We start from the raw sequence: 14,969 nt of genomic DNA on the forward strand, positions 1-14,969 counted from the left end.
CACGCGTACGTTACAGCGTGGTGCGTACGTGCCAGAGCTCGGGGAACAGCACGACGTCGAGCATCTTGCGCAGGTACGGCGCGCCGCTCGTGCCGCCGGTGCCCTGCTTGAAGCCGATGATGCGCTCGACGGTCGTCACGTGACGGAAGCGCCACTGGCGGAACGCGTCCTCGAGATCGACGAGTTCCTCGGCCATCTCGTAGAGCTCCCAGTGCTGCTGCGGGTGACGGTAGACCTCGAGCCACGCAGCCTCGACGGTCTCGTCGTGCCGCATCGGCTGCGTCCAGTCGCGCTCGAGCCGCTCGGGTGCGATCGGGAAACCGCGCCGCGCGAGCAGGCGCACGACCTCGTCATAGAACGACGGCGCCTCAAGCGTCGCGCGCACCTGTTCGAGGATGTCGGGCCGGTGCGCATGCGGCTGCAGCATCTGCACGTTCTTGTTGCCGAGCAGGAATTCGAGCTGCCGGTACTGATACGACTGGAAGCCCGACGACTGGCCGAGGTACGGCCGCATCGCCGAATACTCGGACGGCGTCATCGTCGACAGCACGTTCCACGCCTGCACGAGTTGCTCGAGAATGCGCGACACGCGCGCGAGCATCTTGAATGCGGGCGGCAGCGCGTCGCCACGCACCGCGTCGAGCGCGCCGCGCAATTCGAACAGCGCGAGCTTCATCCACAGCTCGCTCGTCTGATGCTGGATGATGAACAGCATCTCGTTGTGATCGGGCGACAGCGGATGCTGCGCGTCGAGGATCGAATTCAGCGACAGGTAGTCGCCGTAGCTCATCGACTTCGAAAAATCGAGCTGCGCGTTGTGCCAGCCGGCATCGCCCGAGGCATCGCCCGGCACGTGCGGTGCTTCGTGTGCCGGTTGGGCCGCGCGCGCGCCCGAGAACGGGCAGCCCGCCGGCGCATCGTCGCCGGGTGGCTGCATGTGACCAGAATTCACGACTCTCTCCAGAATTGAATGACGGGGGGCGCGGCGCGCAATCCGCATGGAACCGCGGCGCGCGCCGGGCAAAAAGCCGATCAGGTCACCGCGCCGCGCTCGGCGAACTCGGGTGCCTTCCACGCATCGGTGGCCAGGATGTCGCGCAGCGTCTCGACGGCATCCCACACGTCGACGAAGCGCGTATAGAGCGGCGTGAAGCCGAAGCGCAGCACGTACGGCTCGCGGTAGTCGCCGATCACGCCGCGCGCGATCAGCGCCTGCATCACCTCGTAGCCGTGCGGGTGCTCGAAGCTCGCTTGCGAGCCGCGCTGGTGATGCGCGCGCGGCGTGACGAGCTTCAGCGACAGGCCCGCGCAGCGTGCCTCGACGAGTGCGATGAACGCATCGGTCAGCGCGAGCGACTTGCGGCGGATCGCGTGCATGTCGGTCTGCAGGAACACGTCGAGCCCGCATTCGACCATCGACATCGACACGATCGGCTGCGTGCCGCACAGGAAGCGCGCGATGCCCGGATCGGGCGCGAAGCCCGGCTGCATCGCGAACGGCGCACGGTGGCCCCACCAGCCCGACAGCGGCTGGGAGAAGTGCGCGTGATGACGGTGTGGCACCCACACGAACGCCGGCGAACCGGGGCCGCCGTTCAGGTACTTGTACGTGCAGCCGACCGCGCCGTCCGCATGCGCGCCGTTCAGGTCGACCGGCACCGCGCCGGCCGAATGCGCGAGATCCCACAGCATCAGCGCGCCCGCGTCGTGCGCGAGCTGCGTGACGGCCGGCATGTCGTGCATATAGCCGGTGCGATAGTTCACGTGCGTGATCATCGCGACGGCCGTGTCCGCGCCGAGCGCGTCGGGCAGGTCCGCCGGATCGTCGATCAGGCGCAGCTCATAGCCGCCGCCGAGCTGTTCGATCAGCCCTTGCGCGATGTACAGGTCGGTCGGGAAGTTCGAGCGCTCCGACACGATCACGCGGCGTTCCGGCGCGCGCTCGGCCTGATGGCGCAGCATCGCCGACAGCAGCTTGAACAGGTTGATCGAGATGGTGTCGGTCACGACGGTCTCGCCTGGGGCGCCGCCGATCAGCGTCGCGAGCTTGTCGCCGAGGCGGCGCGGCAGCGCGAACCAGCCGGCGGTGTTCCAGCTGCGGATCAGACCTTCGCCCCATTCGGCGCCGATCACCTGTTGCGCGCGGGCGGCCGACGCGCGCGGCTGCGCGCCGAGCGAGTTGCCGTCGAGATAGATCACGCCGTCGGGCAGCGCGAACTGGTCGCGCAGCAGGGCGAGCGGGTCGTCGCGGTCGAGGGCGAGCGCGTCTTCACGGGTCTTGATCATGATGTCGGGTCAGTGGTTCTCGGGTCAGTGGTTCGGTGAATCAGGAAGATCGGCCGGGCAGCGCACGCAGCACCGCACGCACGGGGCTCGCGTCGAGCGTCGCGAACTTCAGCGGCAGCGCGATCAGTTCGTAGTCGCCGGGCGGCACGTCGTCGAGCACGATCCCTTCGAGGATCGCCATCCGGTGCGCGCGCACGCGGTGATGCGCATCCATGGTCTTCGATTCCTGTGGGTCGAGCGACGGCGTGTCGATGCCGATCAGCTTCACGCCGCGCGCGGCGAGCAGGTCGACGGTTTCGGGCGCGACCGCGCAGAAGCCGCTGTCCCATTGCTCGACGCTGGCACGCGCATAGGTGCGCAGCAGCACGCGCGGTGGCACGCCGTCCAGCGCGGCCTCGATGTCGGCCGGGCGCACGACCGGCGAGGCGCCGATGCAGTGGATCACGCGGCACGGGCCGAGATAGGTGTCGAGCGGCACCGCGCCGATCGGCGCGCCGTCGGCGTCATAGTGGAGCGGCGCGTCGCAGTGCGCGCCCGTGTGCGGCGACAGCGTCAGGCGCGCTACGTTGACCGGTGAGCCGGCCTCCATCCGCCAGACGCGTTCGACGGAAACCGCCGTGTCGCCCGGCCATACGGGGGTGGAGGGGCTGACGGGCGGCGAGATGTCCCAGAGTGTGTCCATGGCATGACGAATCGGTGAATCGATGCTTCGAATGATAGGCGGACGCTCGCAGAAAGTGCTTGCGAAATAAACATGGACAATCCGCCGGATTGGCAGATAATTCGACTCAGAGGGAAAACGGGGACCAAAAATGCACGCGATCACGCTTGATGCCACCGACTGCCGGATTCTGGCGGTACTGCAGGAGGAGGGCAGAATCAGCAATCTCGACCTGGCGGAACGGATCTCGCTTTCGCCGTCCGCCTGTCTGCGCCGGATGCGCCTGCTCGAGGAGCAGGGCGTGATCGAGCACTATCGCGCGTGCCTGAGTCGCGAGAAGCTCGGCTTCGAGCTCGAGGCGTTCGTGCAGGTGTCGATGCGCAACGAAGAGAATCAATGGCACGAGCGCTTCGCGGAAGCGCTGCGCGAATGGCCGGAGGTGGTCGGCGCGTTCGTCGTGACGGGCGAGAGCCACTATCTGCTCCGGGTGCTCGCGCACAACCTCAAGCACTATTCGGATTTCGTGCTGAACCGGCTCTACAAGGCGCCGGGCGTGATGGACATCCGTTCGAACATCGTGCTGCAGACGCTGAAGGACGAAGCGGGCGCGCCGGTCGGGCTGGCGCGCATGGGGTCGATCAAAGCGGTGTGAGGCCGTGGAAGCCGCCGCCGTGGAACACGAGCGGCGCTGCGGCATCCGATGCGGCACGCACGCCGCAGCGTTCCACTTCGCCGACGAAGATCACATGGTCGCCTTCGTCGTAGCGGCTGCGGTTGTGGCATTCGAACCACGCGAGCGCGCCGTCGAGCACCGGCATGCCCGAGTTGCCGGCCGCGTGCGCGATCCCTTCGAAGCGGTCGCCCTTGTAGGTCGAGAAGCGCTTGCACAGGTCGAGCTGCGACGCCGCGAGTACGTTCACCACGTAATGGCTGTTGTTGCGGAACACCGGGGTCGACGCCGATTTGTGCGCGAGGCTCCACAGCACGAGCGGCGGGTCGAGCGACACCGAGTTGAACGAGCTCGCGGTGATGCCGATCAGTTGCCCGGACGGCGCACGCGTCGTGATGACCGTGACGCCGGTCGCGAACTGCCCGAGCGCCTGGCGAAAGGCGGCCGAGTCGAAATCCGGCGGGGTGGCGTGGTTCATCGGGCGGCCATCCGGAACGAAACGGACGGGCGCGGCGCGCGGCGGCTGCAACGGGCGCGGCGGACGAAAGGCGACAAGGCCAGGGCGGTCGATTGGGAAGTGGTGCGCATGGCCCGATTTTAGCGGAATCGCGACCGCCGGACCCGTGCGGACGGCGCATCGCGGGGCTAGCGTGAGGTAGCGAACACTGTCGCGCGGCACCGGCGTCGTGCTGGAACGGTCGTTCTCGCGTCTTTCGTTGCGCGCCGTCCGAGGCCGCTCCGCGAGCCGGGCGCTATCGCGCCGCCGCCAGGCTGAGCGACAGCGCGCCCGTCAGGATCAGGCTGGACGCCCACACCGCATCGAGATTGAACCAGCTCCGCGCGACGAACTTCAGCCCGAGATAGCGGTACACGAGCCACGCGAGCACGCCGCCCGCGCCGAACATCGCGGCTGCGTGCGCGGTCGCGACGACGAGTGCCATCCCGAGATGCGCATCGACGAGCGTGGTCGCCGCGCGATGGCCGGCGTCCCGGTCGAACCCGCAGAGCCCGAGGTAGATCGGCACCAGCATCAGCCCCGCGCCGTGCGCGAGCGCAACCGCGAACGACCATAGTCCGAGCCGCGCGGGCGGTATCCGCGCGAGCGCACGCGGATGCCGCCGCCGGATCAGCAGCACCACGCCGAAGCCGATCACGAGCACGCTCGCGCCGATCCGGATCGCCGACTGCCACGCAAGCAGCGCGGCAAGCAGCCCGAACGGCAGCATCACCATGAATACCGCGAGCGCATGGCCGAGCGCGAGATAGCCGAGCGCCGCAACGAGCGCGCCGCCGCGGCGCGTCATCAGCGCGTTCGACACCGCGAGCGGCCAGCCCATCGCCGGATTGAGCCCGTGATAGACGCCGCTCGCGAGCACGGCCGCCCACAGCGCGAGCGGCGCGGAGAGGCCGGCGGTCAACGCTTGACCGACGGATAGCAGAACGAGTCGGTCGAGCAGTCGCCGCCATCGAGCCGGATCTGGTGCGCGCGATAGCCGTCGGGGAAGTCGACCCAGTAGTCGTCGGCGAGCGTCAGCCCGCCGTCCGGCCCCGCATGCGCGAGCACCTGCGCGGCCGGCACGCCGTCCGGATAGAACTGGTCGTCCCACGTCGAGTAAAGCGAGTTGGTCCAGTACACGCGCCGGCCGTCGCGGCTGATTTCCACCATCTGCGGGCCGCCGGCGAACGCGCGGCCGTTCGTGTGCGGCGCGCGGCGCACGATCCCGCCGATACGCACCGACCCCGCGAGCACCGGATGATGCGGATCCGACACGTCGTACTGGCGCATCTCGCCGGTGCCCCAGCACGACACGTACAGAAAGCGGTCGTCGAGCGACAGGTCGATGTCGGTCACGAGCGGCGGCACCGCGCCGAAACCCTGGAGCAGCGGCGGCAGTTCGTCGGCCGCGGCCGGCTCGGGCGGAATCGTCGCGGTCTTCTTCACATGAAACTGGCCGCCTTCGCGCCACCAGGTCCAGATCGAGCCTTCGAGATTGGTCGTGTCGACCACGACGCCGACGAACCCGTATTCGCGCACCGGATCGTGCGCGGGCCGCACCTCGAGCGCCATCTGGTGCTGCGCGCCGAGATCGATCGTCTGCACGTTGCGCCGCGCGCGCAGGTCCCAGAAATGCAGCCGGTGCCCGTACTTGTTCGCGAGCAAGTCCTCCGGCACGATGCCGTTCTCGAATTGCGGCGGCAGCGCCCATTCGCTCGACACCATGTAGTCGCGCGGCAGGTTCCACCAGAAGTCGTAATGCTTGTCCTGCGAGCCGCGGTCGATCTCCCAGCGGCCGAGCACGTCGAAGGTCTCGCAGTCCATGATGAAGATGCCGGGCGCGCCGTCGGTGCCGTCCTTGCCCGCGCCGCCGAGCGTGCTCACGTAGATGCCTTCGGGGCCGCAATGAACCGTATGCGGCCGCGAATAGCCGGTCTTGGCGAACACCTCGTCGGGCTCGATGATCTTGTGGATGCGCGCCTGAGTCGGGTGCGGCTTCGTGTCGATCACGTAGATCCGCGACGAACGCAGACCCGGGATGATCAGGAAGCGGCGTTCGAGAAATGCGTGGCCGGTCAGCGGCGACAGCGACGACGAACACGCATTCCAGCCGAAGTGGTGGAATTCGTCTCCGGTGTTCGGCATCGTCACCGTGTGCACGATCTTGCCGTAGGTCGCCGAGCCGGGTTTCACGTCGATCACGGCGAGCGCGTCGGGTCTGGAAAAATCGGGGCTCAGCAACAACGTATAGGCAAATTCCTCCGCCGGCGCCTGCATCGCAAGTTCCGGCGAAGCGTGAAATGTCGGGTCAGGCCGCATGCTCATCGTAGTGCCTCTCTCGGTCGTATCGGATCACGGGTGCACGGACGTTCGCTGCGAACGTGCGGGTCGAACAGGTTGCGTGACGGCAATGCTCTGGCGGCCGCGCGATGGAGGACGCGCGGTGCGGTGCATCAGGTCGGGAAAGCAGGGAAACGCGGTGCGCCGGATCGCCGCGCATGCGGCGCAATGGGCGCACGGCGGCGCGAGGGTGCGGTGAAAGCGACGGCGGTCGGGCCCGCAATGCGGGCGCTTTCTGCTGAGGCGTGCATATCGATGTTCCGGCAGATGATGTTGGCATCAGGACGGGCATGCATCGGACGCTGCGCGCAGCCGGACGGTGTGCCGTTGCGGCGAGGCGTGCCTAAGTGTAGACGAGAAACGCGCGGCCGGTGGTGCGCGGCACGCATGCGGTTCTGCCGGATTTGCGCACGAGTGAGATACTTGGACGCTGCCGCTGCGCGCCGGGTAACCGGGCCGCGGCGATACGGACCGGCGACGCCGCCGCGTGCCCGCGTGCCGGCCGTTGTCATCAACGAGGTAATGATTTCATGGTGAACGAGATGCTTGAAACCGCGACTGTAGGCGGCGGGTGCTTCTGGTGCACGGAGGCCGTGTTTCTCGACGTCGACGGCGTGACGGCCGTCCAGTCGGGCTATGCAGGCGGCCACACGCGCAATCCCGGCTATCGCGACGTATGCGACGGCGATACCGGTCACGCGGAGGTCGTGAACGTGACGTTCGATCCGGCGCGCATCGGTTATCGCGAGATCCTCGAGATCTTCTTCGCAACGCACGATCCGACCCAGCTGAACCGGCAGGGCAACGACGTCGGCACGCAATACCGTTCGGTCGTGTTCACGCATTCGGACGCGCAGCGCGACGTCGCGCTCGACGTGATCCGCGAACTGGAGCGCGAGCAGGTGTTCGGGCAGCCGATCGTCACGCAGGTCGTGCCGCTCGACGATAACTACTGGCCGGCCGAGGACTATCACCAGAACTATTACGCGCGCAATCCGGGGCAGGGCTACTGCTCGGTCGTGATCGGGCCGAAGCTCGCGAAATTCCGCCAGAAGTTCTCGCACCGGCTGAAGTCGCTGCGCGGCGCGTAACCGGTTCGCCGACGCGCAAGCGGCGCCCGCGCCGCGATGCTTACGCCGCCTCGCTGCGCCACTGCGCGCACGCTGCGGCGATCTCGCGCGCGAGCGCGAGGCACGACAGCGGCGCGGAGCCTTCCGCCTTGTTGTTGATCGTGATGATCACGGGCTGTCCGGCCAGCGCGTAGCGCGCGGCCAGTTCGGCGAGCGCCGAGCGTGTGGCCGGATCTTCGTCGACGAGCTTGTCGAACGGCTCGTATTTCGCTTTTGCCTGTTCGTACTTGAAGCCGCCATGCAGGCTCCAGCGCACGATCAGCGGGCCCGGTGCATCGCCGTCGAGCAGCGCGAGCGCGGCTGCCTGGCGCAGCGGGTCGGGCATCCGCGCATGCAGGCCGACGCAATAGCGCACGCCGAGCGTCGCGAGCGCGCGGATGAAGCGCGGCGTGAGCAGGCTCGCGTCGCGGATCTCGATCGCGTAGCGCGTGCCGTCGGCGTCCGGCGGCAGCGTCGGCAGCGCCGCGAAGAATGCCGACAGCCGGTCGATCAGCGCGGCCGGTTCGGCGAGCAGTTGATCGGGCATCGGAGAAAACTGGAACACCAGCACGCCGGCCTTCCTGCCGAGCCCTTCGAGGCACGGTTGCACGAATTCGCGAGTGGCGAGCTGCGCGTCGAGAAAGGTCGGGTTCGGGCCCGACGGCTCGCCGCGCCGGCCGCGCACGACCGCATCGGTGACGGACGCGGGCGCCTTCACGACGAAGCGGAAGTCGTCCGGCACCTGTTGCGCGTAGCGCAGGTAGTCGGCCACCGACAGCGGCCCGTAGAACGACCGGTCGAGGCTCACGCTCTTCAGCAGCGGATGCGCGCCGTACGCCTCGAGCCCCTCGCGAGACAGCTTCGTCTGCGCGAAATCGCCATCGTAGACGATGCCGTCCCAGCCGGGGAAATACCACGACGATGTGCCGAGGCGCACGTTCGGCGGCAGCGCGGCCGCCGCGTCGGCGACTTCCGCGGAAACCGGTGCTGGCGGCACGCCGCGCCGACGCCGGGCCTTCTTCGGCGGCGCGGTCGGCGGCGACGGTTCGTCCCACAGCAGGCCGGAAGCAGGGGACGGTTCCGGTTCCTGGTCGGCGCCAGCGCCGGGCGATGCGCGGCCGGTGCGCGCGGGCGACTTTGCCGGTCGCGCAGCGTCGTGTTCGTCCGGCGTCGCGCGTTCGCCGGCGCCTGCAGGGTCGTCGTCGTTTGCGGGCGCGGCCGCGCGCGCGTCGTCGGGCGACGCGCCGAACAGGTCGAACTGCCCGTCGGCGTGCGACCCGTCCGCTTCGTCGCGCTGTTGTCGTTGCGGCGGCGTGCTGCGCCGCGTCCTGCCGTCACCCATGCATGCCCAGCGTGAAGTGCCGCCTAGCGCGGCAGCGTGTGTTCGTACATGTAGCGCCTCGACCACGGCAGCGTTTTCGCGCTGCGTCCGGCCTTGCGGCACACGATCTGAAAGATCGACACGTCGTCGTGCTCGAACGCATACGCGCAACCGGCGAGATACACGCGCCAGATGCGGAATTTTTCGTCGTCGACTAGCGTGCGCGCCTCTTCCGCCTTCGCCTCGAAGTTCTCGGTCCAGATTTCGAGCGTGCGCGCATAGTGCCGCCGCAGGCTTTCGACGTCAATCGCCTCGAGCCCGCCGCGCTGCGCCGCTTCGAGCGCGAGGCTGATGTGCGGCAGCTCGCCGTCCGGGAACACATAGCGGTCGATGAATTCGCCGCCGCCGAGCGCCGTTTCGCCGCTTTCCGCGTCGGTCGACGTGATCCCGTGGTTCATCGCGATGCCGTCGTCGGTCAGCAGGTCGCGCACGCGCGAGAAATAGAGGGGCAGGTTCTTGCGGCCGACGTGCTCGAACATCCCGACGCTCGTGATGCGGTCGAACTGTCCCTCGATCTCGCGGTAGTCCTGCAGGCGGATCTCGATCTTGTCCTCGAGCCCGGCGGCTTTCACGCGCGCGGTCGCGAGATCGAACTGGTTCTGCGACAGCGTCACGCCCAGGCACGTCGCGCCGAACTTCTGCGCGGCGCGCAGCACGAGCGCGCCCCAGCCGCAACCGATGTCGAGCAGGCGCTGGCCGGGTTCGAGCCGGATCTTGGTCAGGATATGGTCGATCTTCTTGATTTGTGCGGTCGCGAGATCCTCGTCGCCGTTCTCGAAGTACGCGCACGAGTACACCATGTTTTCGTCCAGCCACAGCTGGTAGAACGCGTTCGAGACGTCGTAGTGATACTGGATCGCCTTCTTGTCGGTGTTTTTCGTGTGATTGAAGTAGCGCTTCACGCGCGCGAGCTTGCTCGCACTGGTGACCGTGCTGCGCGCGAGCGAGTAGCTGATGTTGATGATGTCCGACAGCCTGCCCTCGATGTCGATCTTGCCCTTCACGTACGCCTCGCCGAGATTGTCGAGGCTCGGTTCGAGCAGGAGCGGCAATGCCGACGCGCTGTTGACCTTGAGCGTGACCTGCGGCGCGCTGAAGGTGCCGAAATCGAGTTGATCGCCGTTCCACAGCACGAGTCGCGCCGGTATGTTCGCTTTCGCCCGTACTTCGTCCGCCCACTGTGCCAGCTTCTTTTCCCAGAACATTTGGATTCTCCGTTTGTTCGTTGAATCGAATACAGCCAAGTATCTTGACCGGCGCACGCCCCTTGCGAGGCGGGCGCCCGGATGCAACACGAGACACGGCCGGCGCGCGCCGGCACCACGGCAGCCGCGCTTACGGCGACAGGCGCGAGATCGTCCAGCCCGACCCTGCCGCGTCGTCGCGCGTATAGAGCAGGCGGTCGTGCAGCCGCGACGGGCGGCCCTGCCAGAACTCGATCGCGTCGGGCACGACGCGGTAACCGCCCCAGTGCGGCGGGCGCGGCGGGTTCTCGCCGTAGCGTTCGGTCACGGCCTTTTCACGCGCTTCGAGCGTCGCGCGGCTGTCGATCACGGCGCTCTGATCGGACGCCCACGCGCCGATGCGCGAGCCGAGCGGGCGCGACGCGAAATAGCGGTCGCTTTCGTCGGCGCTGGTTTTCTCGATCCGGCCTTCGATGCGCACCTGGCGCTCCAGCTCGATCCAGTAGAACAGCAGCGCCGCGTGTGGATTGGCGGCGAGATCGCGGCCCTTGCGGCTTTCGTAATTGGTAAAGAAGACGAACCCGCGTTCGTCGACACCCTTGATGAGCACGATGCGGGCCGACGGCCGGCCGTCGTCGCCGACGGTGGCGAGCGTCATCGTGTTGGGCTCGGGGAGCTTGGCGGCGAGCGCCTCCTTGAACCAGCGATCGAACTGGGCGAAGGGGTTCGGGGCGGCGTCGGCTTCGTCGAGCGAAGCACGCGAGTAATTGATGCGGAGATCGGCGAGAGTCGTCATGTTATGCAAACGCTTCAATCTGGGGCCAGTATAGCGAACGCGCGAGAATCGTGCGTGCACAGGGGCGCGTGCCGGCGGGGAGTTCAGGCAAAATAGAGGGCTGCACGACTTACGTTTTCCTTGCTGCCATGCCCGCTGCCGACACTGCCCCGCACAGTTCTTCTGATCTTACCCCGAGCCCGACAATCCAGCTTGACGTGGATCGCGAGCGCCGCTTCGGCGGCATCGCGCGCTTGTACGGCGCGCCCGCGCTCGCGGCGTTCGAACGCGCGCACGTCGCCGTGATCGGCATCGGCGGCGTCGGGTCGTGGACGGCCGAGGCGCTCGCACGCAGCGCGATCGGCACGCTCACGCTGATCGATCTCGACAACGTCGCGGAAAGCAATACGAACAGGCAGATCCACGCGCTCGACGGCAATTACGGCAAGCCGAAGGTCGACGCGATGGCCGAGCGGATCGCGCTGATCGATCCCGCTTGCCGTGTGAACCGGATCGAGGATTTCGCGGAACCCGACAACTTCGACGCACTGCTCGGCGGCGGCTTCGACTACGTGGTCGACGCGATCGACAGCGTACGCACGAAGGTCGCGCTGATCGCGTGGTGCATCGCAAAAGGGCAGCCGCTCGTCACGGTCGGCGGCGCGGGCGGGCAGCTCGACCCGACACGCATCCGCATCGACGATCTCGCGCTGACGATCCAGGATCCGCTGTTGTCGAAGGTGCGCGCGCAGCTGCGCAAGCAGCACGGCTTTCCGCGCGGGCCGAAGGCGCGCTTCAAGGTCAGCGCCGTGTATTCGGACGAGCCGCTGATCTATCCGGAAGCGGCCGCGTGCGACATCGAGGACGGCGCGGAGCCGTCCGCCGCCGCGCATGTCGCGGGGCTCAACTGCGCGGGGTTCGGTTCGAGCGTATGCGTGACCGCGAGCTTCGGCTTCGCGGCCGCCGCGCATGCGCTGCGCGCGATCGCGGCGCGGGCCGCGGGCTGATCGGGGAACCGGTCGACGCGCAAGGCAATGTCGCGGCGCGGCAGACCTGCCGCGCGCGGCAACGCGATTCGGCCAGGCCATCGCGGCCCGGCCGGTCGTTCGTTCGTCAGTTGAGCGCCATGCTCAGCTTCCGCCGCCATGCGGCGACGAGTTCGGGGCGATCGCCCGCCAGCTCGAACACCGAGATCATCGTGCGGCGGCCGAGGTCGTCGCCATACGCGCGGTCGCGCAACACGATTTCCAGCAACTGCTCGAGCGCACCTTCGTATGCGCGTCGCGCGATCAGGCTCTGCGCGAGGTCGAAGCGTGCCTCGAGATCGGCGGGGTCCGCCGCGATGCGCGCTTCGAGCGCGTCGGTCGGCGGCAGGTCGGCCGTCGCGTCGAGCGCATCGAAACGGGTCTTGATCGCCTGATAGCGCGGATCGGCGCTTTGTACCGTCTGCGGCGACAGGCGCTCGGCCTCGGCGCGCGCGGTGTCCACCTGGTTGTTCGCGAGCAGCAGTTCGATCAGGTCGAGCCGTGCGTCGTCGAAGCCGGGGTTCAGCGCGAGCGCCGCTTCGAGGTGGGTGAGCGCATCGTCGTAGCGCGATTCGGCGATCGCATATTGCGCGGCGCGGCGTTCGGCTTCGTCGGGCGCCGGCAGCAGCCGGTCGAGGAACGCGCGCAACTGGCCTTCCGGCAGCACGCCGATGAACTGGTCGACGGGACGCCCGTCGGCGAACGCGATCACGTGCGGGATGCTGCGCGTCTGGAAGTGCGCGGCGAGTTCCTGGTTTTCGTCGACGTTCACCTTCACGAGCTTCCAGCGGCCTTCGTAGTCGGCTTCGAGCTTTTCGAGCAACGGACCGAGCGTCTTGCAGGGGCCGCACCACGGCGCCCAGAAGTCGACCAGCACGGGCGTGTCCAGCGACGCCTCGATGACGTCTTTCTCGAAAGTGGCAAGCGTGGTGTCCATGTCGTTCTCTTCCGTTCGAATGTCGTCAGGATGGGGGCAGCGTGCCCCTTTTTCAACGCGGCTTCGATTCGGGCAGCGGAATCCACTCGGTTTCGCCGGGCACCTTGCCCATTTCCTGGTTCGTCCACGCCCGTTTCGCGCGCTCGATCGCGTCGCGGCTGCTGGCGACGAAGTTCCATTCGATGAAGCGCTCGCCGTCGATCTTCTCGCCGCCCAGCAGCATCGCGCGCGCGCCGCTGCCGCTCGCGAGTGTGACGGTGGCGCCGGGCGCGAGCACGGCCATCTGTTCGGCCGGCACCGGCGTGCCGTCAATCGAGAGGTCGCCGTCGACCACGTAGACCGCGCGCTCCTCGTGCGACGCGTCGAGTTCGAGGCGGCCGCCGGCCGCGAATTCGGCGGCCACGTACAGCGTGCGCGAGAACGTCTTGACGGGCGAGCGCAGGCCGAACGCGTCGCCGGCGATCACCGTCAGCGACACGCCGTTCTCGTCGCGCTTGGGCAGCGTGTCGGCCGCATGGTGCTCGAACGACGGCTCGGTGGTCTCGTGGGCGACGGGCAGCGCGACCCAGGTCTGGATCCCGTGCACCGTGTGGCCGCTCGCACGCTGAGCGTCGGGCGTGCGCTCCGAATGGACGATGCCGCGACCGGCCGTCATCCAGTTCACGTCGCCCGGCACGATCTCCTGCAGCGAGCCGAGGCTGTCGCGGTGCAGGATCGCGCCGTCGAACAGGTAGGTGACGGTGGCGAGCCCGATGTGCGGGTGCGGGCGCACGTCGAGCCCGGTGCCGGCCGGCAGCGTCGCGGGCCCCATGTGATCGAAGAAGATGAACGGACCGACGAGGCGCGCGGCGAGCGCGGGCAGCGTGCGGCGCACCTGAAGGTTGCCGATGTCGCGGATGTGCGGCTTGAGCAGGGCTCTGATCGAATCGGTCATGGCGGCCTCGTGGGCAACGGCTGGAATGCCGGTCATTGTACTGGCGGCGCGGTGGCGACGCGCGTGTCGAGGGCGCGTGCGAAATGATTCCCGCGTGATGCTGACGTGCGGGCACGAGTCGTGCGAGCGCCATGTCGTTGTGCCCGTCGCCGATTCCATGCGCGCCGCGCGGGTATCGGGCCGCACGGCGAAATTCGGTAGACTGATCGGCTTCAGGAAACCATCCGACAATTGAGGAGACGCCGATGATGGCCACGAAGGACTTGCTGCTCGCGCTGGTCGTGATCCTGGCGTGGGGCGTGAACTTCGTCGTGATCAAGGTCGGCCTGCACGGCATGCCGCCCATGCTGCTCGGCGCGCTGCGCTTCACGCTCGCGGCGGTGCCCGCGGTGTTCTTCGTGCGCCGGCCGCAGATTCCGTGGCGGATGCTGATCCTGTATGGCGCGACGATCCAGCTCGGCCAGTTCGTGTTCCTGTTCACCGGCATGTACGTCGGTATGCCGGCCGGCCTCGCGTCGCTCGTGCTGCAGTCGCAGGCATTCTTCACGCTCGTGTTCGCGATGCTGTTCCTCGGCGAGCGGCTGCGTGTGCAGAACCTGATCGGGCTCGCGATCGCCGCGGGCGGGCTCGTCGTGATCGCGGCGCAGGGCGGCCGCGCGATGACGCTCGCGGGCTTCCTGCTGACCATCTGCTCGGCCGCGATGTGGGCGTTCGGCAATATCGTCACGAAGAAAGTCGGCAAGGCCAATCTGGTGTCGCTCGTCGTGTGGGCGAGCCTCGTGCCGCCCGTGCCGTTCTTCCTGCTGTCGCTCTGGTTCGAGGGGCCGCAGCGGATCGGGGCCGCGCTGGCCGGGCTCGACGGCGCGTCGATCTTCGCGGTCGTCTATCTCGCGTTCGTCGCGACGCTCGTCGGCTACGGCTTGTGGAGCCGCCTGATGTCGCGCTATCCGGCCGCGCAGGTCGCGCAGTTCTCGCTGCTGGTGCCGATCGTCGGGCTGGCGTCGTCGGCGCTGCTGCTCGACGAGCATCTGACGCACGCGCAACTGATCGGTGCCGCGCTCGTGATGGGCGGGCTCGCGGTGAACGTGTTCGGGGCAAAGCTGGTGCGCCGCTTCGCGGCGTCGTGACGCGCCGGCACGCAGCGCGTGCCGGCGGCGGGGAAGGCAGCCGG

General features: G+C 68.0%; 15 protein-coding genes. 4 read left to right on the forward strand and 11 right to left on the reverse strand.

What is annotated here, in order from left to right; all coding sequences use genetic code 11:
* Positions 1-10: 10 nt before the first annotated feature.
* The 3 genes from kynA to kynB form a co-directional block, all read right to left on the reverse strand.
* Positions 11-937, reverse strand: a complete 927-nt coding sequence (kynA, locus tag DIE08_RS03170) for a tryptophan 2,3-dioxygenase (protein ID WP_124621677.1) — start codon at positions 935-937, stop codon at positions 11-13.
* A gap of 95 nt (positions 938-1,032) precedes the next feature.
* Entirely contained in the window at positions 1,033-2,286 is a 1,254-nt protein-coding gene (gene kynU / locus DIE08_RS03175) for a kynureninase (protein ID WP_059607975.1), read from the reverse strand.
* A gap of 40 nt (positions 2,287-2,326) precedes the next feature.
* Positions 2,327-2,968: an arylformamidase gene (gene kynB / locus DIE08_RS03180; protein WP_124621458.1), complete on the reverse strand. Its 642-nt coding sequence runs from the start codon at positions 2,966-2,968 to the stop codon at positions 2,327-2,329.
* Positions 2,969-3,098: 130 nt separating this feature from the next.
* On the opposite strand from kynB, the gene DIE08_RS03185 reads away from it, so the two are divergent.
* Positions 3,099-3,599, forward strand: a complete 501-nt coding sequence (locus DIE08_RS03185; protein WP_059607977.1) for an Lrp/AsnC family transcriptional regulator — start codon at positions 3,099-3,101, stop codon at positions 3,597-3,599.
* On the opposite strand, the gene DIE08_RS03190 is transcribed toward DIE08_RS03185, so the two are convergent.
* From DIE08_RS03190 to DIE08_RS03200, 3 genes are all read right to left on the reverse strand, one after another.
* Positions 3,586-4,095: a flavin reductase family protein gene (locus tag DIE08_RS03190; protein WP_059465659.1), complete on the reverse strand. Its 510-nt coding sequence runs from the start codon at positions 4,093-4,095 to the stop codon at positions 3,586-3,588. The genes DIE08_RS03185 and DIE08_RS03190 overlap by 14 nt on opposite strands.
* Positions 4,096-4,369: 274 nt before the next feature.
* On the reverse strand, positions 4,370-5,035 hold the full coding sequence (locus DIE08_RS03195; RefSeq protein ID WP_124900990.1) for a hypothetical protein: 666 nt from the start codon (positions 5,033-5,035) through the stop codon (positions 4,370-4,372).
* Positions 5,032-6,438, reverse strand: coding sequence for a selenium-binding protein SBP56-related protein (locus DIE08_RS03200; protein ID WP_124900991.1), 1,407 nt, complete (start codon positions 6,436-6,438; stop codon positions 5,032-5,034). The genes DIE08_RS03195 and DIE08_RS03200 overlap by 4 nt, the downstream gene beginning before the upstream one ends.
* A gap of 545 nt (positions 6,439-6,983) precedes the next feature.
* Here DIE08_RS03200 and msrA point away from each other — a divergent pair.
* A complete protein-coding gene (msrA, locus tag DIE08_RS03205; RefSeq protein WP_059527848.1) occupies positions 6,984-7,544 on the forward strand; it encodes a peptide-methionine (S)-S-oxide reductase MsrA in 561 nt (186 codons plus the stop codon).
* A 40-nt stretch (positions 7,545-7,584) separates the two neighbouring features.
* On the opposite strand, the gene DIE08_RS03210 is transcribed toward msrA, so the two are convergent.
* From DIE08_RS03210 to pdxH, 3 genes are all read right to left on the reverse strand, one after another.
* The gene (locus tag DIE08_RS03210; protein WP_124900992.1) at positions 7,585-8,904 is read right to left on the reverse strand and encodes a DUF72 domain-containing protein; all 1,320 of its coding nucleotides are present in this window, start codon (positions 8,902-8,904) and stop codon (positions 7,585-7,587) included.
* A gap of 23 nt (positions 8,905-8,927) precedes the next feature.
* Positions 8,928-10,148 carry a cyclopropane-fatty-acyl-phospholipid synthase family protein gene (locus DIE08_RS03215; protein WP_124621470.1) on the reverse strand — a complete coding sequence of 407 codons (1,221 nt, stop codon included), beginning with the start codon at positions 10,146-10,148 and terminating at the stop codon, positions 8,928-8,930.
* Between the two features lie 130 nt (positions 10,149-10,278).
* Positions 10,279-10,923, reverse strand: a complete 645-nt coding sequence (gene pdxH, locus DIE08_RS03220; protein WP_059607983.1) for a pyridoxamine 5'-phosphate oxidase — start codon at positions 10,921-10,923, stop codon at positions 10,279-10,281.
* A gap of 128 nt (positions 10,924-11,051) precedes the next feature.
* Here pdxH and tcdA point away from each other — a divergent pair, with 128 nt between their 5' ends.
* Positions 11,052-11,909: a tRNA cyclic N6-threonylcarbamoyladenosine(37) synthase TcdA gene (tcdA, locus tag DIE08_RS03225; RefSeq protein ID WP_124900993.1), complete on the forward strand. Its 858-nt coding sequence runs from the start codon at positions 11,052-11,054 to the stop codon at positions 11,907-11,909.
* Positions 11,910-12,015: 106 nt separating this feature from the next.
* On the opposite strand, the gene trxA is transcribed toward tcdA, so the two are convergent.
* Together trxA and DIE08_RS03235 are read right to left on the reverse strand one after the other, a co-directional pair.
* A complete protein-coding gene (gene trxA / locus DIE08_RS03230) occupies positions 12,016-12,864 on the reverse strand; it encodes a thioredoxin (protein ID WP_124621474.1) in 849 nt (282 codons plus the stop codon).
* Between the two features lie 52 nt (positions 12,865-12,916).
* A complete protein-coding gene (locus DIE08_RS03235) occupies positions 12,917-13,798 on the reverse strand; it encodes a pirin family protein (RefSeq protein WP_124900994.1) in 882 nt (293 codons plus the stop codon).
* Between the two features lie 248 nt (positions 13,799-14,046).
* Between DIE08_RS03235 and DIE08_RS03240 the strand changes: the two genes are divergently transcribed.
* Positions 14,047-14,925, forward strand: a complete 879-nt coding sequence (locus DIE08_RS03240; RefSeq protein WP_185715827.1) for an EamA family transporter — start codon at positions 14,047-14,049, stop codon at positions 14,923-14,925.
* Positions 14,926-14,969 lie beyond the last annotated feature (44 nt).

It is taken from the genome of Burkholderia sp. Bp9004, from assembly GCF_003858025.1.
Taxonomy (GTDB): Bacteria; Pseudomonadota; Gammaproteobacteria; order Burkholderiales; family Burkholderiaceae; genus Burkholderia; species Burkholderia diffusa.

Coding starts and splice junctions, on each gene's coding strand:
- DIE08_RS03200 (WP_124900991.1), bottom strand. CDS start 6,438: ATGAGCATGCGGCCTGACCCGACATTTCACGCTTCGCCGGAACTTGCG.
- DIE08_RS03185 (WP_059607977.1), top strand. CDS start 3,099: ATGCACGCGATCACGCTTGATGCCACCGACTGCCGGATTCTGGCGGTA.
- kynB (WP_124621458.1), bottom strand. CDS start 2,968: ATGGACACACTCTGGGACATCTCGCCGCCCGTCAGCCCCTCCACCCCC.
- DIE08_RS03215 (WP_124621470.1), bottom strand. CDS start 10,148: ATGTTCTGGGAAAAGAAGCTGGCACAGTGGGCGGACGAAGTACGGGCG.
- tcdA (WP_124900993.1), top strand. CDS start 11,052: ATGCCCGCTGCCGACACTGCCCCGCACAGTTCTTCTGATCTTACCCCG.
- DIE08_RS03235 (WP_124900994.1), bottom strand. CDS start 13,798: ATGACCGATTCGATCAGAGCCCTGCTCAAGCCGCACATCCGCGACATC.
- DIE08_RS03210 (WP_124900992.1), bottom strand. CDS start 8,904: ATGGGTGACGGCAGGACGCGGCGCAGCACGCCGCCGCAACGACAACAG.
- kynA (WP_124621677.1), bottom strand. CDS start 937: ATGCAGCCACCCGGCGACGATGCGCCGGCGGGCTGCCCGTTCTCGGGC.
- pdxH (WP_059607983.1), bottom strand. CDS start 10,923: ATGACGACTCTCGCCGATCTCCGCATCAATTACTCGCGTGCTTCGCTC.
- DIE08_RS03190 (WP_059465659.1), bottom strand. CDS start 4,095: ATGAACCACGCCACCCCGCCGGATTTCGACTCGGCCGCCTTTCGCCAG.
- trxA (WP_124621474.1), bottom strand. CDS start 12,864: ATGGACACCACGCTTGCCACTTTCGAGAAAGACGTCATCGAGGCGTCG.
- kynU (WP_059607975.1), bottom strand. CDS start 2,286: ATGATCAAGACCCGTGAAGACGCGCTCGCCCTCGACCGCGACGACCCG.
- DIE08_RS03240 (WP_185715827.1), top strand. CDS start 14,047: ATGGCCACGAAGGACTTGCTGCTCGCGCTGGTCGTGATCCTGGCGTGG.
- msrA (WP_059527848.1), top strand. CDS start 6,984: ATGGTGAACGAGATGCTTGAAACCGCGACTGTAGGCGGCGGGTGCTTC.